Source organism: Pseudomonas viridiflava (assembly GCF_900184295.1).
Taxonomy (GTDB): domain Bacteria; phylum Pseudomonadota; class Gammaproteobacteria; order Pseudomonadales; family Pseudomonadaceae; genus Aquipseudomonas; species Aquipseudomonas viridiflava.
Genome location: NZ_LT855380.1, coordinates 5397497 through 5419210 on the forward strand (window position 1 = coordinate 5397497; position 21714 = coordinate 5419210).

15 protein-coding genes are annotated in these 21714 nt (G+C 60.5%); 10 read left to right on the forward strand and 5 right to left on the reverse strand.

The window, feature by feature from the left end; genetic code table 11:
* Positions 1-495: 495 nt before the first annotated feature.
* The 6 genes from CFBP1590_RS24230 to yccS all read left to right on the forward strand — a co-directional run bounded on the left by CFBP1590_RS24230 (position 496) and on the right by yccS (position 9931).
* Positions 496-1938 carry a TldD/PmbA family protein gene (locus tag CFBP1590_RS24230; protein ID WP_088236070.1) on the forward strand — a complete coding sequence of 481 codons (1443 nt, stop codon included), beginning with the start codon at positions 496-498 and terminating at the stop codon, positions 1936-1938.
* Positions 1938-3263: a TldD/PmbA family protein gene (locus CFBP1590_RS24235; protein ID WP_088236071.1), complete on the forward strand. Its 1326-nt coding sequence runs from the start codon at positions 1938-1940 to the stop codon at positions 3261-3263. The genes CFBP1590_RS24230 and CFBP1590_RS24235 overlap by 1 nt, the downstream gene beginning before the upstream one ends.
* Positions 3264-3273: 10 nt before the next feature.
* Positions 3274-4686 (forward strand): multidrug transporter subunit MdtD, encoded by a 1413-nt coding sequence (gene mdtD / locus CFBP1590_RS24240; RefSeq protein WP_088236072.1) that lies wholly within the window; start codon positions 3274-3276, stop codon positions 4684-4686.
* A 256-nt stretch (positions 4687-4942) separates the two neighbouring features.
* On the forward strand, positions 4943-6322 hold the full coding sequence (dbpA, locus tag CFBP1590_RS24245; RefSeq protein WP_004884345.1) for an ATP-dependent RNA helicase DbpA: 1380 nt from the start codon (positions 4943-4945) through the stop codon (positions 6320-6322).
* 117 nt (positions 6323-6439) lie between these two features.
* Positions 6440-7618 carry a BaiN/RdsA family NAD(P)/FAD-dependent oxidoreductase gene (locus tag CFBP1590_RS24250; protein WP_088236464.1) on the forward strand — a complete coding sequence of 393 codons (1179 nt, stop codon included), beginning with the start codon at positions 6440-6442 and terminating at the stop codon, positions 7616-7618.
* Positions 7619-7732: 114 nt separating this feature from the next.
* A complete protein-coding gene (gene yccS / locus CFBP1590_RS24255; RefSeq protein WP_088236073.1) occupies positions 7733-9931 on the forward strand; it encodes a YccS family putative transporter in 2199 nt (732 codons plus the stop codon).
* Here the strand turns inward: yccS and CFBP1590_RS24260 are convergent.
* The gene (locus tag CFBP1590_RS24260) at positions 9894-10649 is read right to left on the reverse strand and encodes a substrate-binding periplasmic protein (RefSeq protein ID WP_088236074.1); all 756 of its coding nucleotides are present in this window, start codon (positions 10647-10649) and stop codon (positions 9894-9896) included. The two genes, yccS and CFBP1590_RS24260, sit on opposite strands and share 38 nt — an antisense overlap.
* Positions 10650-10939: 290 nt before the next feature.
* Between CFBP1590_RS24260 and CFBP1590_RS24265 the strand changes: the two genes are divergently transcribed.
* Positions 10940-11398 carry a GNAT family N-acetyltransferase gene (locus CFBP1590_RS24265; RefSeq protein WP_004884350.1) on the forward strand — a complete coding sequence of 153 codons (459 nt, stop codon included), beginning with the start codon at positions 10940-10942 and terminating at the stop codon, positions 11396-11398.
* A 188-nt stretch (positions 11399-11586) separates the two neighbouring features.
* Here CFBP1590_RS24265 and CFBP1590_RS24270 read toward each other — a convergent pair whose 3' ends face one another.
* From CFBP1590_RS24270 to CFBP1590_RS24280, 3 genes are read right to left on the reverse strand one after another with little or no spacing between them, the layout of a single operon-like run.
* Positions 11587-11883 carry a winged helix-turn-helix domain-containing protein gene (locus CFBP1590_RS24270; protein WP_025993562.1) on the reverse strand — a complete coding sequence of 99 codons (297 nt, stop codon included), beginning with the start codon at positions 11881-11883 and terminating at the stop codon, positions 11587-11589.
* 23 nt (positions 11884-11906) lie between these two features.
* Positions 11907-12428 (reverse strand): YgjP-like metallopeptidase domain-containing protein, encoded by a 522-nt coding sequence (locus CFBP1590_RS24275; RefSeq protein ID WP_029243092.1) that lies wholly within the window; start codon positions 12426-12428, stop codon positions 11907-11909.
* Positions 12429-12468: 40 nt separating this feature from the next.
* Positions 12469-14598 carry a two-component system response regulator gene (locus tag CFBP1590_RS24280; protein WP_025993560.1) on the reverse strand — a complete coding sequence of 710 codons (2130 nt, stop codon included), beginning with the start codon at positions 14596-14598 and terminating at the stop codon, positions 12469-12471.
* 317 nt (positions 14599-14915) lie between these two features.
* Here CFBP1590_RS24280 and CFBP1590_RS24285 point away from each other — a divergent pair, with 317 nt between their 5' ends.
* Entirely contained in the window at positions 14916-15587 is a 672-nt protein-coding gene (locus CFBP1590_RS24285) for a polysaccharide lyase family 7 protein (RefSeq protein ID WP_043305794.1), read from the forward strand.
* A gap of 83 nt (positions 15588-15670) precedes the next feature.
* Here CFBP1590_RS24285 and putP read toward each other — a convergent pair whose 3' ends face one another.
* Positions 15671-17158 carry a sodium/proline symporter PutP gene (putP, locus tag CFBP1590_RS24290; RefSeq protein WP_088236075.1) on the reverse strand — a complete coding sequence of 496 codons (1488 nt, stop codon included), beginning with the start codon at positions 17156-17158 and terminating at the stop codon, positions 15671-15673.
* On the opposite strand from putP, the gene CFBP1590_RS24295 reads away from it, so the two are divergent.
* Together CFBP1590_RS24295 and putA are read left to right on the forward strand one after the other, a co-directional pair.
* Entirely contained in the window at positions 17157-17441 is a 285-nt protein-coding gene (locus tag CFBP1590_RS24295) for a hypothetical protein (RefSeq protein ID WP_134674722.1), read from the forward strand. The two genes, putP and CFBP1590_RS24295, sit on opposite strands and share 2 nt — an antisense overlap.
* A 166-nt stretch (positions 17442-17607) precedes the next feature.
* Complete coding sequence (gene putA / locus CFBP1590_RS24300) at positions 17608-21561, forward strand: trifunctional transcriptional regulator/proline dehydrogenase/L-glutamate gamma-semialdehyde dehydrogenase (RefSeq protein WP_088236076.1); 3954 nt, start codon at positions 17608-17610, stop codon at positions 21559-21561.
* Positions 21562-21714: the final 153 nt, after the last annotated feature.

The following is a 21714-nucleotide window of genomic DNA, read 5'->3' on the forward strand; positions in this document are numbered from 1 at the left end:
GGATGCCCATTGAGCTGCACTGGGCCATGGATGGCCCATTTGCAGCGACCCCCGAATCAGTGTCAGGACGAAGGAACCCCGGCGAAGCCGGGGCCGGAACCGGAGCAAAAGGCTTTGCTTACTTTGGCCTCTCAAAGTAAGTCGCCGAGGGGCGAAAAGGTGACTGGAGCCATGCGCTCGGCTCACTGAATCCGCAGTCTGTGCCATTTGTGACGCGGAGCGTCACGGGCGGCATACCCACGCAGAGCGTAGGCACGATCAGTGTCGAGGCTGACTTGTGTATAACGATGAGTGCTCTGCGTGGGCACGTAGCCCGGACGCTCCGCGTCCCATTCGGGAGCAGACGCAGGGCTCCCTGCCAGAATCACGCAAGCGTCTATCTCAACCCAACGGGTGCAGCACAGCCCGTCCTCGGGTTAATCTCCGTCTTCAAGGCAATCGGTCCACAAGACCGTCCGGACTTCACCGACCGCCCTCAAGAAGGAGCTTGTCTGCATGTTCGATTTCTCCGCTCAGCTCAAGCAGCGGTTTGCTGCCCTCAAGAGCGATGCACAATTCTTTTCCGTGCGTTATGTCCGTCGAAACGGCCAGCGTCTGTCTGTGCGCAAGAACGTGGCCGAGCCGCCTTCGCTGTTCACCGATGAAGGCGCGATGCTGACGGTTCGCCTCAATGGCGTTGAAACCTACGCCGCAACCCACGACATATCTCAGAACGGCCTGCAGGCTGCCCTGCATCAGGCCCAGGCCATGGCCCGCCGTCTGGCGCCGCATGCGCTGCTGGACCTGAGTGCACAACCCGTCTCCACCGCAAAGACCGACTACTTCTCGCCAAACTTCAACCAGGCGTTTCCGCCGCTGAGCGACTGCATCGGCCTGCTGATGAGCGAGTCCACGGCCGTCCCGAAAGACGAGCGGCTGGTCAACTGGCAGGCCGAGCTGGGGCTGGAGACCGTCGAGCAGATCTATCTCAATACCGCAGGTGCCGAGCTGCGTCAGGCACAGCGCTTTGTCTTTCCGGGGATGAGTGTTACGGCCTACGACGGAAGCGACAGCCAGACCCGCAGCCTGGGCGGTCAGAATTTTGGTCAGCAGGGCGGCGTTGAAGTGCTGAGCAACTGCGGTTTGATCGGCGCGGCAGCGACAGTCGCCGATCAAGCGTTGCAGTTGATTCTGGCGCCCAACACACCGTCAGGCCCGCGCGACCTGCTGTTGATGCCGGACCAGATGGTGCTGCAGATTCACGAGTCCATCGGCCACCCGCTGGAGCTGGACCGGATCCTGGGCGATGAGCGCAATTACGCAGGCACCAGCTTCGTCAAAATGTCGGACTTCGGCACCCTGCAGTATGGCTCCAACCTGCTCAACGTGACGTTCGACCCGGACATCCCAGAGCAGCTCGCCAGTTACGGCCATGACGACGAAGGCACGGCAGCCAGCAAGCAATTCCTGATCCGCGACGGCCTGCTGCAACGTCCACTGGGTGGCGCACTGTCGCAATACCGCAGTGGCCTGGACGGCGTAGCTAATAGCCGCGCCAGCAACTGGAACCGTCCGCCCATCGATCGCATGGCCAACCTGAACATCGAGCCGGGCGATCAATCGATGGACAAACTGATCGGCAACATTGAGCACGGCATTCTGATGTCGAGCAACCGTTCGTGGTCCATCGACGACGCGCGCAACAAATTTCAGTTCGGCTGCGAATGGGGCCAATTGATCGAGAACGGCGAACTCAAAGGCGTGGTGAAGAACCCCAACTATCGGGCGATCTCTGCACGCTTTTGGAAAAGCGTCAGCGCCGTGGGCGATGCCAGCACCTTCAAAGTGCTGGGCACGCCGAACTGCGGCAAGGGTGAGCCTAACCAGGTGATCCGGGTCGGCCACGCGACGCCCGCGTGTGTCTTCAGCCAGGTGGATGTGTTTGGAGGAGATGCCTGATGGCTCAGCAACAGCAATTCGAAGCACTGGTCGCCTTGCTCAAGGCGGCCATCCGCCCGACCGAACAGTTCACCCTGGCCTATGATGCAGAGGCGTCGGATTTCATCCGCTTCAACCACGGCCAGGTGCGCCAGGCAGGACAGGTGCAGCAAGCCATTTTGAGTTTGAAGCTGATCGATGACGGCCGCCACGCCAATCTGGAAGTGACGCTGTCCGGAGACACCGACACCGATGCGCAACGTTTGACCGATGCCCTGCAGCAACTGCGCGAAACGCTGCCGCTGCTGTCGAAGGACCCGTATCTGTTGCCCAACATGCAGCCGTGGCAGAGCAATAACGTTCAGGAAAATCCGCTGCCTGACAGCGGGCAGGTTGTGGAGCGGATCAGCGAACTGGCTCAAGGGCTGGATCTGGTCGGTTTCTACGCATCTGGCCCGCTGTACCGGGGTTTCGCCAGTTCATGGGGAGCGCTGGGCTGGCATCAGGCCAACAGCTTCAACTTCGACTGGAGCCTGTTTCACGAAAACGGTCAGGCCGTGAAAGCCAACTATGCCGGTCACGACTGGGACAACGAGGCGTTCACGCGCCGCTTCGAGCAGGCCCGCGAGCAGCTGGATTATCTGAGTCGCCCGCTGCATACCCTCGAACCCGGACAGTATCGCGCCTATCTCGCTCCGGCAGCGCTGGACGAAGTCATCGGCATGCTGAGCTGGGGCGGGTTTTCCGCACAGGCGATTGCCAGCAAGCGCAGCCCGTTGCAGCGCCTGTACAACGGCGACGCGCAGTTCAGTCCCTTGGTCAGCATCGAGGAGAAGGTCAGCGGCTCTTTGTCGCCTGCGTTCTCCCGCGAAGGCTATCCGCGCAAGGATCTGACCCTAGTCGCGGACGGCAAGGCGGGCGAGCAACTGGTGGATTCCAGCAGCGCCGCCGAATACGACTTGCAGGCCAACGGTGCCGACTACGGCGAATGGCCCAGCGCACTGGCCATTGCCGGCGGTTCGCTGGAGCTGGATCAGGTGCTGCAAAAGCTGGGCACAGGGCTGTACATCAGCAACCTCTGGTACCTGAACTTTTCCGATCAGGCTGCAGGCCGTCTGACCGGCATGACGCGTTTTGCGACCTTTTGGGTCGAGGATGGCAAAATCGTCGCGCCGGTCAGCACCATGCGTTTCGACGACAGTGCTTACAGCCTGCTGGGCAGCGCACTGGAAGATCTGACGCATGAAAGGGAACTCATTCTGCAATCGAGCACCTACAGTCAGCGCCAGACAGGATCCATTCAATTGCCGGGTGCTTTGATCAGCCGACTGACCCTCACGTTGTAACAAGGAGCTTATGGCCAACTCTGCCACGCACGTCATGGACGACAAGACCCTGCGCTGGATGCCCTGGGTCATCGCCATCGCGTTCTTCATGCAAAGCCTGGACGGCACGATTCTCAACACCGCCCTGCCGTCCATGGCCAACTCACTGGCCGAAGATCCACTGCGCATGCAGTCGGTGGTCATCGCCTACATGCTGACCATTGCGCTGCTGATCCCGGCCTCGGGCTGGATTGCCGACCGGTTCGGAATCAAGCGGATCTTCTTCAGCGCCATCCTGCTGTTCAGCTTCGGCTCGCTGCTGTGTGCACTGTCCAACTCGCTGAGCATGCTGGTGGGTGCGCGGGTGATCCAAGGGCTGGGCGGCGCGTTGATGGTGCCCATCGGGCGGCTGATCGTGCTGCGGGTTTACCCACGCTCGGAGCTGGTAAGGATCATGGGGTTCATCACAGTGCCGGGGCTTATCGGTCCGTTGCTCGGTCCGACGATGGGCGGCTGGATGGTCGAATACCTGAGCTGGCACTGGATTTTCCTGCTGAACATTCCGGTCGGGATCATTGGCTGCTATGCGGTCAAGCACTTCATTCCGGACATTCCCGGCGGCGGTCGTACCCGCTTCGACGGGGTCGGGTTCGTGCTGTTCGGCGCGGCCATGGTGCTGATCACCATTGCACTGGAAGGTCTGGGCGAACTGCACCTGCCGCACATGCGCGTGGTGCTGTTGCTGTTCGCCGGCATGGGCTGTCTGGCGGCGTACTGGCTGCGAGCAGGACACATCGACGCGCCGCTGTTTGCGCCCTCACTGTTTCGCACCCGCACGTTCGCGGTCGGCATCATGGGCAATCTGTTCGCCCGACTCGGCAGCGGCGCGCTGCCGTTTCTGGTGCCGTTGCTGCTTCAGGTCGCGCTGGGTTACTCGCCGTCCGAGGCGGGCATGAGCATGCTGCCGCTGGCCGCTGCAGGGATGTTCGCCAAGACCGTGGCGCGCTGGCTGATCGAGCACCTGGGCTATCGCACCCTTCTGACCAGCAACACGCTGCTGCTGGGCTTGCTGCTGGCGAGTTTCGCACTGGTGGAGGTGGACACGCCGTACTGGGTGTTGCTGGTGCATCTGGGGCTTCTGGGTGCGGTGAACTCGTTGCAATTCACCGCCATGAACACCGTGACCCTGATCGACCTGAATGACGCCAGCGCCGCCAGCGGCAACAGCCTGCTCTCGGTGGTGGCGCAACTTTCGCTGAGCCTAGGGGTGGCCAGCGCTGCTGCCCTGCTGGGCGGTTTCAGTGACGAGGTGGCGACAGGCGAAGTCAGCGACGTGCTGGGGGCTTTCCACATGACCTTCCTGAGCGTCGGCATACTGGCGATGTTTGCGGCGGGGATCTTCCTGCAACTGCCTGCGAACGAGGGGCGCAAGAAGGTGACATGAGTGGATCCGTGCCGCGTCCGGAATCGGACGCGGAGCGTCCTGAGAGGCGTTACCACGCTGGAGCGTGGGAACGATCATCACACAAATCCGCCTCAACACTGATCGTGCCCATCGCTCTGCGTGGGCATGCCGCCCGTGACGCTCCGCGTCACACCTTGCACAGCCACGCCGATCAGCCATTTATCGACATCGCCATCTGAGCCGCCCCCCGGACCTGATACACTGCGCGACATTTTTGTTTTGCAGGTCCATCGTCGTGACAAACACCGCTTTCAATACTCTGCCTCTGTCCGCTGCCATGCTGGCTAACCTGGAGTCGCTTGGTTATGCCGAAATGACACCGATTCAGGCGCAGAGCCTGCCGGTGATCCTCAAGGGCATGGACCTGATCGCTCAGGCCAAGACCGGCAGCGGCAAGACCGCCGCCTTCGGCATCGGGCTGCTGAACCCGATCAATCCGCGCTTTTTCGGCTGTCAGGCACTGGTCATGTGCCCGACCCGTGAGCTGGCCGATCAGGTGGCCAAGGAAATCCGTCGTCTGGCGCGTTCGGAAGACAACATCAAGGTGCTGACCCTGTGTGGCGGCGTGTCGTTCGGCCCGCAGATCGGCTCGCTGGAGCACGGCGCGCACATCATCGTCGGCACGCCGGGCCGTATTCAGCAGCACTTGCGCAAAGGCTCGCTGGTGCTGGACGGCCTGAACACGCTGATCCTCGACGAAGCCGACCGCATGCTGGACATGGGTTTCTACGACGCCATCGCCGACATCATCGAGCAGACCCCGCAGCGTCGCCAGACCCTGCTGTTCTCGGCCACCTACCCGGTCGGCATCAAACAGCTGTCGTCGAAGTTCATGCGCGATCCGCAGACCGTGAAGGTCGAGGCGCTGCACGCCGACAGCCAGATCGAACAGATTTTCTACGAAATCTCCCCCGAGCAGCGTCTGGAAGCGGTGGTCAAGGTGCTGGGTCATTTCCGCCCGACCTCCTGCGTCGCATTCTGCTTCACCAAGCAGCAGGTTCAGGAAGTCGTCGACCATCTGACCGCCAAGGGCATGTCCGCCGTCGGCCTGCACGGCGATCTGGAGCAGCGCGACCGTGATCAGGTGCTGGCAATGTTCGCCAACCGCAGCACTTCGGTGCTGGTCGCGACTGACGTGGCGGCACGCGGTCTGGACATCGATGCGCTGGACATGGTGATCAACGTCGAACTGGCACGCGATTCGGAAATTCATATCCACCGCGTCGGCCGGACCGGTCGTGCAGGCGAGAAAGGCATCGCGGTCAGCCTCGTGGCGCCGTCGGAAAGCCAGCGCGCCCGTGCCATCGAGGAGCTGCAGAAAGCACCCTTGAACTGGCAGCAATACGACCAGCTGAGCATCAAGGAAGGCGGCAAGCTGCTGCCCGCCATGACCACGCTGTGCATCGGCTCGGGTCGCAAGGACAAACTGCGTCCAGGCGACATCCTCGGTGCGCTGACAGGCGAAGCCGGCATTCCGGGCACTCAGGTCGGCAAGATCGCGATCTTCGACTTCCAGGCCTATGTGGCAGTCGAGCGCAGCATGGCCAAACAGGCGCTGGAGCGCTTGAACAACGGCAAGATCAAAGGCAAGTCGCTGCGCGTACGGATTCTGTAACCTTTACCGATGATGATCGTGCCCGCGGCAAGCGTGGGCACGCAGCCCGTGACGCTCTGCGTCATTTCAAGAAGCGGACGCGCAGCGTCCATGCAGGCGATTCCCGAGGACCATGCTGTGCCCGTTACTGACGTTGTAATCATTGGCGCTGGCGCCGCAGGTTTGATGTGTGCGTTTACCGCTGCCAGTCGCGGGCGCGAGGTGATGCTGATCGATCACGCCAACAAACCCGGCAAGAAGATCCTCATGTCCGGTGGCGGGCGCTGCAACTTCACCAACATGTACACCGAGCCTGCCAACTTCCTCTCGCAGAATGCGCACTTCTGCAAGTCGGCGCTGGCACGCTATACCCAGTGGGATTTCATCGAGATGGTCGCCAGACACGGCGTTCCCTATCACGAGAAAAAACTCGGCCAGCTGTTCTGCGACAACAAGTCCAGCGACATTCTGGAAATGCTGCTGGAGGAATGCCGACAGGCCGGTGCCAGCCTGCACATGGACACCTCGGTGCAGCAGATCGAAAAGACCGACTCGGGCTACCGCCTGCAAACGACGCTCGGCACGCTGGATTGCCAGTCACTGGTGATCGCTACCGGCGGGCTGTCGATTCCGACACTGGGCGCGACCGGCTTCGGCTATCAGGTCGGCAAGCAATTCGGCCACAGCCTGTTGCCGACGCGCGCAGGTCTTGTGCCGTTCACCATCACCGATCAGCTCAAAACGCTGTGCACCGAGTTGTCGGGCACCTCGGTGGATTGTCTGGTGAGCTGCAACGACACCAGCTTCCGCGAGAACATTCTGTTCACTCACCGTGGCCTCAGCGGCCCGGCGATTTTGCAGATTTCCTCGTTCTGGTTGCCTGGCGACACCGTGGAAATCAACCTGCTGCCCGATCATGACGTGCCAGCCTGGCTGGCGCAGCAACAGGCCGAGCGCCCCAACAGTGAGCTGAAGACGCTGCTGGGCGAGATCTTCACCAAGAAGATGGCCAACCTGATCGCCGAGCACTGGTTCGTCTCCAAACCGATGAAGCAGTACACCCACGCCGAGCTTGCCGACATCGCCGAGAAACTGGCGAGCTGGCAGGTCATTCCGGCGGGCACCGAAGGCTACCGCACCGCCGAGGTCACGCTGGGTGGTATCGACACACGTGAAGTGTCTTCCAAGACCATGGAGTCGCTGAAATCGCCCGGTCTGTATTTTGTCGGCGAAGTGCTGGACGTCAGTGGCCACCTGGGCGGCTTCAATTTCCAATGGGCGTGGGCATCGGCCTACGCTGCAGCGCAATACGTGTGACGCAACACTGAATGCCGGTATAAATTTTGCGAGTCGGATGTACAGCCAGCCGTTTGGTCTGTACATATCCTCCTGCAGGATCGATTAATTGAGCACAAGGCCTTCAGCTAATTCATGGCATCGAAATCGCTTCGTCATACTTTCCGCCGTTTGTGGGCGCTGGATAAATTCAGTTATAGCGTTCGAGTCTTCATTGCCCTGACCGGCAGCATGGCGCTGTGCTGGTATCAGAACGAGATGGCGTTGCTGATCCCGCTGTTCCTGGGGATTATCGCCAGTGCGCTGGCCGAGACCGATGACAGCTGGCAGGGTCGCCTCAACGCACTGGCCGTAACGCTGGTGTGTTTCAGTATTGCCGCCCTCGCCGTCGAGTTACTGTTTCCCTACCCCTGGCTGTTCGTCTGCTCGCTGGCGCTGGCCAGCTTCTGTCTGACCATGCTCGGCGCGCTGGGCGAGCGCTACGGCGCGATTGCCTACGGCACACTGATTCTGTCGGTCTACACCATGATCGGCGTGGATCAGCGCGGCGGTGAGGTACTGGATTTCTGGCATGAACCGATGCTGCTGGTCGCCGGTGCCGCGTGGTACGGCCTGCTGTCGGTGGTATGGCAGATGCTGTTTTCCAACCAGCCCGTGCAGCAAGCGCTTGCCCGCCTGTTTCGCGAGCTGGGGCAATACCTGAAGCTCAAATCGACGCTGTTCGAACCCATCCGCACCCTGAACGTGGAAGCCCGGCGTCTTGAACTGGCTCAGCAGAACGGCAAGGTGGTCGCTGCACTGAACGCGACCAAGGAAATCATTCTGCACCGGGTCGGCAGCGGTCGGCCCGGCTCGAAAGTCAGCCGCTACCTGAAGCTGTATTTCATCGCTCAGGACATTCACGAGCGCGCCAGCTCGTCGCACTACCCCTACAACTCGCTGACCGACGCGTTCTTCCACAGCGACGTGTTGTTCCGCTGCCAACGTCTGCTGCGCCAGCAAGGCAGTGCGTGCCAGGCGTTGTCGGAATCCATCCAGTTGCGTCAGCCATTCGTCTACGACCCCAATTTTGCCGAGGCCATGGAAGACCTGCATGCCTCGCTGGAACACCTGCGCATCCAGAGCAACCCGGCCTGGCGCGGACTGTTGCGCTCGCTGCGCGCCCTGGCCGCCAACCTCACCACCCTGGACCGGTTGATCAGCGACGCCAGCAACCCGGACGCCTTGGCCGATGCGACTGACAGCAGTCTGCTGGACCGTTCGCCGCGCAACCTCAAGGATGTCTGGACGCGCCTGCGCCTGCAGATGACCCCGACCTCGCTGCTGTTTCGACACGCGCTGCGCCTGCCGCTGGCCCTGACGATCGGTTATGCGATGGTGCATCTGATTCACCCCTCGCAAGGCTACTGGATCATTCTGACCACGGTCTTCGTCTGCCAGCCGAGCTACGGCGCGACCCGGCGCAAACTCGGACAGCGGATCATCGGCACGGCCATCGGCCTGACGGTCGGTTGGGTGTTGTTCGATCTGGTCACCAGCCCGATTCTGCAATCGATGTGCGCAGTGCTGGCCGGCGTGGTGTTCTTCGTCAACCGGACCACGCGCTACACGCTGTCGACGGCCGCGATCACGGTCATGGTGCTGTTCTGTTTCAACCAGGTGGGCGACGGCTACGGGCTGTTCCTGCCACGGTTGTTCGATACGCTGCTGGGCAGCCTGATCGCGGGTCTTGCCGTGTTCCTGTTCCTGCCGGACTGGCAGGGGCGGCGCCTGAACAAGGTGCTGGCCAATACCCTGACCTGCAACAGCACCTACCTGCGTCAGATCATGCAGCAGTACGCCAAGGGCAAGAGCGACGATCTGGCATATCGACTGGCGCGGCGCAACGCCCACAATGCCGATGCAGCGCTGTCGACGACGCTGGCCAACATGCTCATGGAGCCCGGACACTTCCGCAAGGAAGCCGACGTCGGATTCCGTTTTCTGGTGCTGTCGCACACGTTGCTGAGCTATTTGTCGGGTCTGGGTGCGCATCGCGACACGCAATTGCCCAGCGATGTTCACGAGCACTTGATCGACGGCGCAGGCGCCAGACTGGCCGCCAGCATCGACGAAATTGCCCGTGGTCTGGCCGAGAAACAAAGTGTTGCCGTGCAGAGCGATGAAGAAGAGGCACTGGCCGCGCAGCTTGAGCAGATCCCGGAAGAGATGGATGAAAGCCAGCGACTGGTGCAGACCCAGCTCGCGTTGATCTGTCGCCAGCTTTCTCCACTGCGCACCCTCGCCGCTCACTTGATCAAAGCGCCGCAGGCTGTCCCAGACCATGCCGTCTGAACAGCTCGTCGTAACTGCCGTCAGCTTTCATGGCGGCAATTTCCCGGTCGAAATCCGCGACGATCTCGGCATGCTTCGGATGCTTCAGGCTGACCAGAATATGCAGGCCGTTCTCGCTCACTGAGCCGGGCAGAAATTCTACCCGCTCACGTACGTCCTCTGCTTCCAGCGACAGGTTATAGCGGGCCACGTATTCGTCCTCGATTGCAAGGTCCACGCGCTCGGCCGCCAGCATGCGAATCGCCATGGAGAAACTCTGCACCGGTATCTTTTGCAGAAGCGAGTCGTTGTCGAATTCAGGCGAGTAGGCATAGCCGCGCACGATGGCGATCATGTAGGCATGCAGTTGCTGATGAGTCTGCGGCGCGATGGGCGAGTCCTTGCGCTTGAGCAGGCGTATGCGGTTGACCAGATAAGGCTGGGAAAACTGCCCGATCAGATTTCTGTCCTCACTGAACCAGGCATTCACCAGCACATCCTGACGCCCCTCGCTCAGGGCCAGCAGGGCTCTGGCCCAAGGCACCTGCTGATACTCGACCGTGTAACCGGCACGCTTGAGTGCGGTGCTGACAATGTCGGTCGCAAGCCCGCCATTTTGCAGCAAGGCGTCGGTGAAAGGTGGCCACGGGTCGGCAACAAGACGCAGCCTTTCAGCGGCATTGGCAGATGCCATCGCCAACACCACCAGCAACCCCAACGCTCGAAGCAGATACGGCATGCCTGGATTCCTGAAAGGACGCTTGCCGGGTCAACACCTGACAACGGCGAGGCCACCCTCCATAAGGATGACGCTGAGCCTGAGTGAAGACCCAAAACAGCCAATAAACAAGTCAAAAGCGTGCAGCAGAGTCTACTTCGTCGCGGCGCCTCAAAGGCCTGTTTGCAAGCGATGAGGCTGGCCGTTGTTGCGATGCTCCCGGGACGATACTCATCTCAGTGTCAGCGTTTATTGGGAATGACGCCAGATGCGTTTAGACTTCGCTTCTGGTTTCTCTGCGAGTCGGCAACATGTCTATCAAATGGATCTGCAAACACCACACCGAGCTGAACGTCCAACAGCTTTACGCCGTGCTGAAACTGCGCGCCGAGGTGTTCGTGGTGGAACAGCAATGTGTGTACCTGGACGTCGACGGACAGGACCTGACAGGTGACACCTGCCACCTGATGGCATGGCAGGAAGACCAACTGGTCGCGTACCTGCGCTTGCTCGACCCCATCCAGCAGGGCGGCGACGTGACCATCGGCCGAGTGGTCACGGCGCCCTCGATTCGCAGCAAAGGCATCGGCCACGAACTGATGGTCCAGGCACTGGAACACGCCGAGCGCAAATGGCCCGACCAGCCCATCTACCTGTCGGCGCAGGCGCACCTGCAGGGCTACTACAGCCGTTATGGCTTCAATCCGGTGGGCGAGGTCTACCTGGAAGACGACATCCCGCACATCGGCATGCGTCGGGATCTGGAGTAAGGGCAGTTGGTCTGCGTCATCTCAGAATTGGACGCGGAGCCCATCGTTACACCGAACCTTGATCGTGCCCATCGCTCCGCGTGGGCATGCATCTCGTGACGCTCTGCGTCGCATCGAGAGCGGACGCGGAGCGTCCTGGGCGGCGTTACTACGCTGGAGCGTGGGAACGATCATCAACGCACGCCTCTTTACGGATACCCCAGCACCGCCTTGATCGTGGTCAGGTGATGGGTGATCCAGTCGCGGTCGATGGCGCCCCAGTCGATGATGCGGTATCGCCCGGTAAGGTTGCGGGCACCGTCCTGTTGTTCGAACTCGCACTGAATGTCCAGATCGGCCAGGGCGGCGATGGTGTCCTGGGCGGTGCGGCGCGGCATGCCGGTGACTTTCTCCAGCTCCGGGACACTGCTGGCGAGCTGGCAGTCGATCAGGTACGCCACGTACAGGCGGCGGTAGAAACTGCTTTTGGTCTTGCTGACCTCCATCGTCGTATCCTTCAATGCATTGTTCAGGTGATCGATCCAGAGGCGGATTGCAGGTCGCGGCACGTCAGGTAGACGCGCAAATCGAATTCCAGCTGGTGGTAACCGGGCAGCATGTGCTCACACAACTTGTAGAACGCCTTGTTGTGATCCGACTCACGAAAGTGTGCAAGCTCATGCACCACGATCATTTGCAGAAATTCAGGTGGCGCTTCCTTGAACAGCGACGCCACGCGAATCTCGTTCTTGGCCTTGAGCTTGCCGCCCTGCACTCTTGAAATTTTAGTATGCAAGCCAAGCGCTCGATGGGTCAGGTCAAGACGATTATCGAATAGGACCTTGTCGATACTGGGCGCATTGCGCAGATGATCCTGCTTCAACGCCAGCGCGTAGGCATACAGGGCCTTGTCGCTCTGCACCTGATGACGCGCCGGGTAACGTTGCTGCAGGTAGTCGGCAAGCCGTCCCTGCGCAATCAGTTGATGCACTTGATCCTGCAGCGCCTGAGGGTAGGCCTGCAGGTATTTGAGTGGAACATGACTGGTCATGACGTCGGGGCACGGTGTGAAAGACGCCAGTCTACCGCACTCAGCCCCGTTTCAAGCCTGGCACCTCAAACTGTGCCGGGAAGTGCAGCGCTTCCTCCGCCAGCATCGGATGGGCGACGAAAAAGCCCTGTACGACCTGACAGCCGCTGTCGGCCAGCCATTGGTACTGCTCCTGTGTCTCGACACCTTCGGCAATGATCAGCATGTCGAGGTTGCGGGACAGATCGATGATGCTTCGCGCCATCGCAGCCTCTCGCGGCGAGCCCAGAATATTGGCCACGAAATGCCGGTCGAGCTTCAGGGTGTCCAGTTGCAGGTTGCGCAGGTGCGACAGCGAGCACTCGCCGACGCCGAAATCGTCGAGCGCGATACGTACTCCGATGTCATGCAACTCCGCCAATTGCTTGTGGCTGTGAGAGAGGTTGTGCACCAGCGAGCTTTCGGTGATTTCCACCTCCAGCTGCCCCGGCTTGAGGCCGAAACGGTCCATGGCTCGCTTGAGCTCCGACACCAGATTGGGCATGCAGAACTGCGTGGGGCTGACACAGACGCTCAGCACCACATCGGACGCAAACACGCCAGCCCAGGCCTGCCGCTGCTCGGCACCCTGATCGAAGATCCAGCTGCCCAGCTTGTTGATCAGCCGGGTTTCTTCCAGCAACGGGATGAACAAGGCTGGCGGTACGTCCCCCACCGCAGGGTGCTGCCAGCGCAGCAGCGCCTCGAAGCCACGCAATCTGCCGTCCGCCACATGAATCTGAGGCTGATAAACGACCGAGAAATCCTTGCCGTCGATGGCCGTGCGTACGCTTTCTTCCAGCATCAGTCGCGACCGGGCACGGCCGTTCATGTTGTGGTCGTAGAACCGGTACTGCTGACGCCCTGCCCGCTTGGCCTCGTACATGGCGATATCGGCAGCACGCAGCAATCCGTCGAGGTTGGCACCGCAATCGGGATACGTGGCAATCCCCACGCTGGCGCCCATGCTGATCTCCACGCCGTCGATGTGCCGACGACCCGAGACGCGCTCGATAAGTTTTTCCGCAATCTTTGCTGCCTGCTCGGGGTAGTCGAGCCCGTCGATCACCACCGTGAACTCGTCACCACCGATACGCGCCAGAACATCGTAGGGGCGCATGCTTTCTTTCAGTTGCTCGGCCACCCACAGCAGAATCTCGTCGCCCGCATCGTGGCCCAGCGCGTCATTGATCTGCTTGAAGCCATCGAGGTCCATGTACAGGACCACGAGGCATTTGCCGACCTGATCGTTGCGCCCGAGCATGCCTTCGACAGCCTGATAGAAACCGCGCCGATTGAGCAGCCCGGTCAGCGCATCGGTGACCGCCTGCTTTTCCAGCTGCTGATACAGATCACGCACCACCGACATGTCGAGAACGGTCAGGACCATGGCTTTCTGCTCGGCAGGCAACGCCGCACAGGACAACGCGACGGGTAACTGCCGCCCCTCTGTCGTTCTCAGAACGGCGTCGTGCACGCGATAGGTGTCGGCCCTTCGATAGTGCTTGTAGAAACCCGAGTCCAGCCAGCCTGCAACCTGCGGCTCCTGGATGTAATCCAGCACTCGCGTACCACACAGCTGCTCGACGGTGGCGTTGAGCAGCGAACAGATGGCCGGGTTGGCGAAGCTGATCACGCCCTGTTCATCCACGACCAGAATGCCTTCGGCCACATTGGCCAGCACCGAGGCATTGAATGCTCGCGCCGATTCCAGCTCCTGCGACAACGCCTGCAATGCACGACGATTGCGCTGCTGTTCCAGCAGGGTCTGGACCTTGGGCTTGAGGATGTTCGGATCGAAGGGTTTGAACAGATAGTCCGTCGCGCCGCTGGCGTAACCCTTCTGCACCGCATCCTTGCTCTGCTCGTTGGCGGTGAGAAAGATGATGGGCGTAAGACGGGTACGCTGACTGCCACGCATGAGGCGGGCCACTTCAAAGCCGTCCATGTCTGGCATCTGCACATCCAGTAACACCAGATCCACCTCCTGCTCCAGCAGAATGGTGAGGGCCTCGATGCCCGAGCTGGCCGTAACGATATGCCAGTCTGTCCTTTGCAGGACAGCGCACATCGTTACCAGGTTTTCCGGATAGTCATCTACAACCAGTAACACTGAGGAGCCATCGGCTGGCCCGAATTGCGCGCGATCCATGCTGCTTCTCTATCTGTGGTACGACGCCTGAAGCTCAGGAAGACCGTCATACATATGAAATCAACTCTAGCCGCGTCTTGGAAAAAGCAGAAGCTAGCCAGCTGTTTGCCATCATCAAACATACAATTACCCGACTAACGGTCATTTCCTGTAGGCCTTACCCACACTGCCCTGTAGGAAAAGTGACAGCACTTTGACGTCATTCGACCGGCAATTTTGCGTTAACAAATTGTCCTACAACCCGTATAAAGCCACGCTGAAACCCTCTGGCTAGAGGCTTCCTTTGCTGGCAAACAGACATATTCGGACGGATAAAAATGATAGATCTTGCGACGTGGCAACTCAGCATTCCGGTAGGCTCGCCACCCAAGACCATTGAGACCTCACAATTGGTAAAGGGTTACGACGGCAAGTACTTCGAATCCACTTCCAAATCGATTTTCTTCTGGGCGCCTGTTACGGGTTCCAAAACCGAAAATGCCAAGTACGCACGCAGTGAGTTACGGGAAACCTGGCCTGACGGCACCTTGCGCAACTGGATGTATGGAGACGCGGATAATTTTCTGAATGCCACGCTGGAAGTGGATCAGGTGCCGTCTTCCGGCAAGATCGTCATCGGCCAGATACACGCGTACGAAAGTACCGAACCGATGCTCAAGGTCGAGTATCAGTACAAGGACCAGGACAAGGCCGGAGATATCGTGCTCAAGGTGCGCAAACGCTTCGACGACGATAAGAGCAAGGTCTACAAGATTGCCGAAGGCGTGCCGCTTAACGAGAAATTCAAATACATCATTCACCTGAGCCCCGGCGGCCAGTTGAGCGTCAGCACGCGGGGCGTGAACTGGGATACCCAGATCAGCTCGAACTGGCGAGACAAGCCTCTTTATTTCAAGGCGGGCGTCTATACCCAGGATCACACCGGCTACAGCAGTGAAGGCGGCAAGGCCACGTTCTATAACCTGGACATCGACCACAACAAGACCTGAGCGACAGGCACCTGCGCAAACAAAAAACGGCCCGGACTCATCAGAGCACGGGCCGTTCTTTTTATAGCGCCGAATGTTGCGGATCAGCGGTTAGCCTGGAAGTCCTTCTCGGCCGCCAGGAAGCGCGCCTGCATCGACTCCGAAGCACCTTTGCCGATCAGGCTGAACAACACGATGGCGATACTGGCGAAGATGAAGCCAGGAACGATTTCGTAAAGGCCCATGGTGCTGAACTGCTTCCAGAGCACCACGGTGGCAGCACCGACGATCACACCGGCCAGCGCGCCGTTGCGGGTCATGCCTTTCCACAATACCGAAATCAGCACCACCGGACCGAAAGCTGCGCCAAAGCCTGCCCACGCATAGCTCACCAGACCCAGCACACGGTTTTCCGGATTGGCAGCCAACAGAATGGCGATGATCGCGATCAGCAGCACCATGCCACGGCCGACCCAGACCAGCTCCAGCTGGGAAGCGCCTTTGCGCAGATACGCTTTATAGAAGTCTTCGGTCAACGCACTGGAGCACACCAGCAACTGGCAGCTCAGCGTGCTCATGACCGCCGCAAGAATCGCCGACAGCAGCACGCCTGCAACCCATGGGTTGAACAGCAGTTTGGCCAGCTCGATGAACACCCGCTCAGGGTTTTCAGTGACAGGACCTGCCACACCCGGGTTCGCGGAGAAGTAAGCGATGCCGAAGAAACCGACCGCCACGGTGCCGCCCAGGCAGAGGATCATCCATGCCATCGAGATACGGCGGGCCTTGGCAATCGACTTGACCGAATCTGCCGCCATGAAGCGCGCCAGGATATGCGGCTGGCCGAAGTAACCCAGACCCCAGGCCAGCAACGAGATGATGCCGATAAAAGTGGTGTTCTTGAACATGTCGAAGCTGGTCGGATCCTTCGCTTCGATGGCCAGGAAGGTGGTGTCCACGCCGCCAGTCGCCAGCAGCACAATGATCGGCGTCAGGATCAGCGCGAAGATCATCAGCGTGGCCTGAACGGTATCGGTCCAGCTCACGGCCAGGAAACCGCCGACGAAGGTGTAGGCAATGGTCGCGGCCGCACCGGCCCAGAGGGCGGTTTCGTAGGACATGCCAAAGGTGCTTTCGAACAGTCGTGCACCGGCAACGATGCCAGAAGCGCAGTAGATGGTGAAGAACACCAGAATTACCACAGCCGAGATGATGCGCAGCACGCCGCTGTTGTCTTCGAAACGGCTGCTGAAATAGTCCGGCAGGGTCAGGGCGTCACCGTTGTGCTCGGTCTGCACACGCAGACGACCGGCCACGAACAGCCAGTTCAGGTAGGCACCGACGATCAGACCAATGGCAATCCAGCTTTCCGACAGGCCCGACATGTAGATGGCGCCCGGCAAGCCCATCAGCAGCCAGCCGCTCATGTCTGAAGCACCGGCCGACAAGGCGGTCACCACACTGCCGAGGCTGCGTCCGCCAAGGATGTAATCGGAGAGGTTGTTGGTCGAGCGATAGGCCATGAGGCCGATCAGGACCATTGCCGCGATGTAGATCACAAACGTGATCAAGGTAGGGTTACTGACACTCATGAGTTCTGCCTTGGCATTGTTTTTATGTTGGCACCTGATGACCAAGGGGATGACAACTGAAACTCAGCCCACCCATGCCCTTGCACCCGACACCGCGCTGACTGTCCACTTCATGGAAAATGAACACTCAATGACTACGGTTGCACCGTGGGAACGAATCCTATTAAACAACTTGAATAAGGTGCAACCACTTTCAACAGGCAAGTTGCACCTGCTCTCGAAAACCCGTTTTCCAGGCTCCAACGCCCTATTTTGGGGCGGCAAAAAGACGTTAATCAAATAAATCCGCCCTATGAAAGAGCAACTTGCTGTTTTTGATCATAAACCTGTGACACCGGCGTGAAATATTCTGAAAAAAAGGTTGCACCCGGTTGCACCTCATACCAGTGCGAGGCTAATCTGCGCCAAAGCCGATGCCACGTTCGTAGTGGCTACAATGAGGACAATACATGGCCACCACCACTCTGGGCGTCAAGTTGGACGACCCGACCCGCGAGCGATTGAAAGCAGCCGCCCACTCCATCGACCGGACCCCGCACTGGTTGATCAAGCAGGCGATCTTCAATTACCTGGAAAAGCTGGAGAGTGGTGCAACCCTGCTGGAACTCAACGGTTCTGCGAGCAAGGACAGCGATGACCGTGGCGAGCTGGCCGACGATGCCGGACTGCAGTGCTTCCTGGACTTTGCCGAAAGCATCCAGCCGCAGTCCGTTCTGCGTGCCGCCATTACTTCCGCTTATCGTCGCCCAGAGCCTGAAGTCGTGCCGATGCTCCTGGAGCAGGCGCGCCTGCCGGTGCCAATGGCCGAAGCTGCCAACAAGCTCGCCGCCTCCATCGCCGAAAAGCTGCGCAACCAAAAGAGCGCTGGCGGCCGTGCCGGTATCGTTCAAGGTCTGCTGCAGGAATTCTCGTTGTCGTCGCAGGAAGGCGTCGCGCTGATGTGTCTGGCCGAAGCGCTGCTGCGCATTCCAGACAAAGGCACCCGCGATGCGCTGATTCGCGACAAGATCAGCAACGGCAACTGGCAGCCACACCTGGGCAACAGCCCGTCGCTGTTCGTCAACGCTGCCACCTGGGGCCTGTTGTTGACCGGCAAGCTGGTCGCCACGCACAACGAGGCAGGCCTGACGTCATCGTTGAGCCGCATCATCGGCAAGAGCGGTGAACCCATGATCCGCAAGGGCGTGGACATGGCGATGCGTCTGATGGGCGAGCAGTTCGTCACCGGCGAAACCATCGGCGAAGCCCTGGCCAACGCCAGCCGCTTCGAAGCCAAGGGCTTCCGCTATTCCTATGACATGCTGGGTGAAGCCGCGCTGACCGAACACGACGCGCAGAAGTATCTGGCGTCCTACGAGCAGGCTATCCACTCCATAGGCAAGGCTTCCCACGGTCGCGGCATCTATGAAGGCCCGGGCATCTCCATCAAGCTGTCGGCGCTGCACCCTCGCTACAGTCGCGCCCAGTACGAGCGCGTGATGGAAGAGCTGTACCCTCGCCTGCTGTCGCTGACGCTGCTGGCCAAGCAATACGACATCGGCCTGAACATCGACGCTGAAGAAGCCGATCGTCTGGAGCTGTCGCTGGACCTGCTCGAACGCCTGTGCTTCGAGCCGCAACTGACTGGCTGGAACGGCATCGGTTTCGTGATTCAGGCGTACCAGAAACGCTGCCCGTACGTGATCGACTACGTCATTGATCTGGCCCGACGCAGCCGCCATCGCCTGATGATTCGTCTGGTGAAAGGCGCTTATTGGGACAGCGAGATCAAGCGCGCTCAGGTCGAAGGCCTGGAAGGCTATCCGGTCTACACCCGCAAGGTGTACACCGATGTGTCCTACATCGCCTGCGCCCGCAAGCTGTTGGCGGCACCGGAAGTCATCTACCCGCAGTTCGCCACACACAATGCGCACACCCTGGCGGCCATCTACCAGATCGCGGGTCAGAACTACTACCCCGGCCAGTACGAGTTCCAGTGCCTGCACGGTATGGGCGAGCCGCTTTACGAGCAGGTTGTAGGCAAGGTCGCCGATGGCAAGCTGAACCGTCCGTGCCGTGTGTACGCACCGGTCGGCACCCATGAAACGCTGCTGGCTTATCTGGTGCGTCGCCTGCTGGAAAACGGCGCCAACACGTCATTCGTCAACCGTATCGCCGACCACACCATTTCCATTCAGGAACTGGTGGCCGATCCGGTCAACCAGATCGAACGCATGGCGACGCAGGAAGGCGGTTTCGGCCTGCCGCACCCGCGCATTCCGTTGCCACGCGATCTGTACGGCAGCGAACGCGCCAACTCCAGCGGCATCGACATGGCCAACGAACACCGTCTGGCGTCGCTGTCTTCGGCCTTGCTGGCCACGGCACACAATGATTGGAAAGCCGCGCCGATGCTCGGCTGTCCGGCCAGCGAAGGCGTCGCCAACGCGGCACTGAATCCGTCCGATCTGCGTGACGTGGTGGGCCATGTTCAGGAAGCCACCGTTCAGGATGTCGACAACGCCATCCAGTGCGCCCTGAGCGCCGGTCCGATCTGGCAGGCCACGCCGCCCGCCGAACGCGCCGCCATTCTGGAGCGTGCCGCCGACCTGATGGAAGGCGAGATCCAGCCGCTGATGGGCCTGCTGGTCCGCGAAGCCGGCAAGACCTTCGCCAACGCCATTGCCGAAGTGCGCGAAGCCGTGGACTTCCTGCGGTATTACGCCGTGCAGGCACGCAATGATTTCACTAATGACGCCCATCGCCCGCTGGGGCCTGTGGTCTGCATCAGCCCGTGGAACTTCCCGCTGGCGATTTTCAGCGGTCAGGTGGCTGCTGCACTGGCCGCAGGCAACCCTGTACTGGCCAAGCCTGCCGAACAGACGCCACTGATCGCCGCGCAGGCCGTGCGCCTGCTGCTGGAAGCCGGTATTCCTGAAGGCGTAGTGCAACTGCTGCCGGGTCGCGGCGAAACCGTCGGTGCCGGACTGGTGGGTGACGAGCGCGTCAAAGGCGTGATGTTCACCGGCTCCACCGAAGTCGCCCGTCTGCTGCAACGCAACGTGGCCGGCCGTCTGGATTCGCAGGGTCGTCCGGTTCCGCTGATCGCCGAGACCGGCGGCCAGAACGCCATGATCGTCGACTCCTCGGCCTTGACCGAACAGGTGGTGATCGACGTCGTCTCCTCGGCCTTCGACAGCGCCGGTCAACGCTGCTCGGCACTGCGTGTGCTGTGCCTGCAGGAAGACTCTGCCGACCGCGTCATCGAAATGCTCAAGGGTGCGATGGCCGAAAGCCGTTTGGGCAACCCTGAGCGTCTGTCCGTGGACATCGGTCCGGTGATCGACGCCGAAGCCAAGTCCGGCATCGAGAAACACATCCAGGCCATGCGCGACAAGGGCCGCACCGTGTATCAGGTGGCCATTGCCGACAGCGCCGAACTCAAGCGCGGCACCTATGTGATGCCGACGTTGATCGAGCTGGAAAGCTTCGACGAACTGCAACGCGAGATCTTTGGCCCCGTGCTGCACGTGGTGCGCTACAAGCGCAAGGAACTGGACCAGTTGATCGCCCAGATCAACGCTTCCGGTTATGGCCTGACGCTGGGCGTTCACACCCGCATCGACGAGACCATCGCCAAGGTGATCGACAACGTCCATGCTGGTAACGTCTACGTAAACCGCAACATCGTCGGTGCTGTGGTGGGTGTTCAGCCATTCGGCGGCGAAGGCCTGTCCGGGACCGGCCCGAAAGCCGGTGGTCCGCTGTACCTGTACCGCCTGCTGTCGACCCGCCCTCAGGATGCCATCGAGAAGTCATTCGTACGTGGCGACGCCCTGTCCGCCCCGGATCTGCGTCTGCGCGAAGTGATGAGCAAGCCGTTGCAGGCACTGAAAAGCTGGGCGACCAGCCATCAGCATGCTGCGCTGGATATGTTGTGCAGCCAGTACGCCGAGCAGTCGCAGAGCGGCATCACTCGTCAACTGGCCGGCCCGACCGGCGAGCGCAACAGCTACGCAATCCTGCCGCGCGAGCACGTGCTGTGCCTGGCGGACGACGAAACCGATCTGTTGACCCAACTGGCCGCAGTGCTGGCGGTGGGCAGCTCGGCCGTCTGGCCGGAAACGGAGATCAGCAAACCGCTGCGCGCCCGTCTGCCGAAAGAGATTCAGGCACGCATCAAGCTGGTGCCTGACTGGACCAAGGACGAAGTGATCATCGACGCGGTCCTGCACCACGGCGACTCGGACCAGTTGCGCGCCATCTGCAAGCAGATCGCCCAACGCAGCGGTGCCATTGTCGGCGTCAACGGCCTGTCCCACGGCGAGACCAACATCCCGCTGGAACGTCTGGTGATCGAACGGGCGTTGAGCGTCAACACCGCAGCGGCGGGGGGTAATGCTAGCTTGATGACCATCGGCTGATTGACCATTGGCGTCACACACTGATCGTGCCCATCGCTCCGCGTGGGCATGCATCCCGTGACGCTCTGCGTCACACTCAGGCAGACGCCACGATACCCACTGCTCACTGACCTTCATCACCCGCATCAATCTTGCTACCCCCTCCCCGTTCAG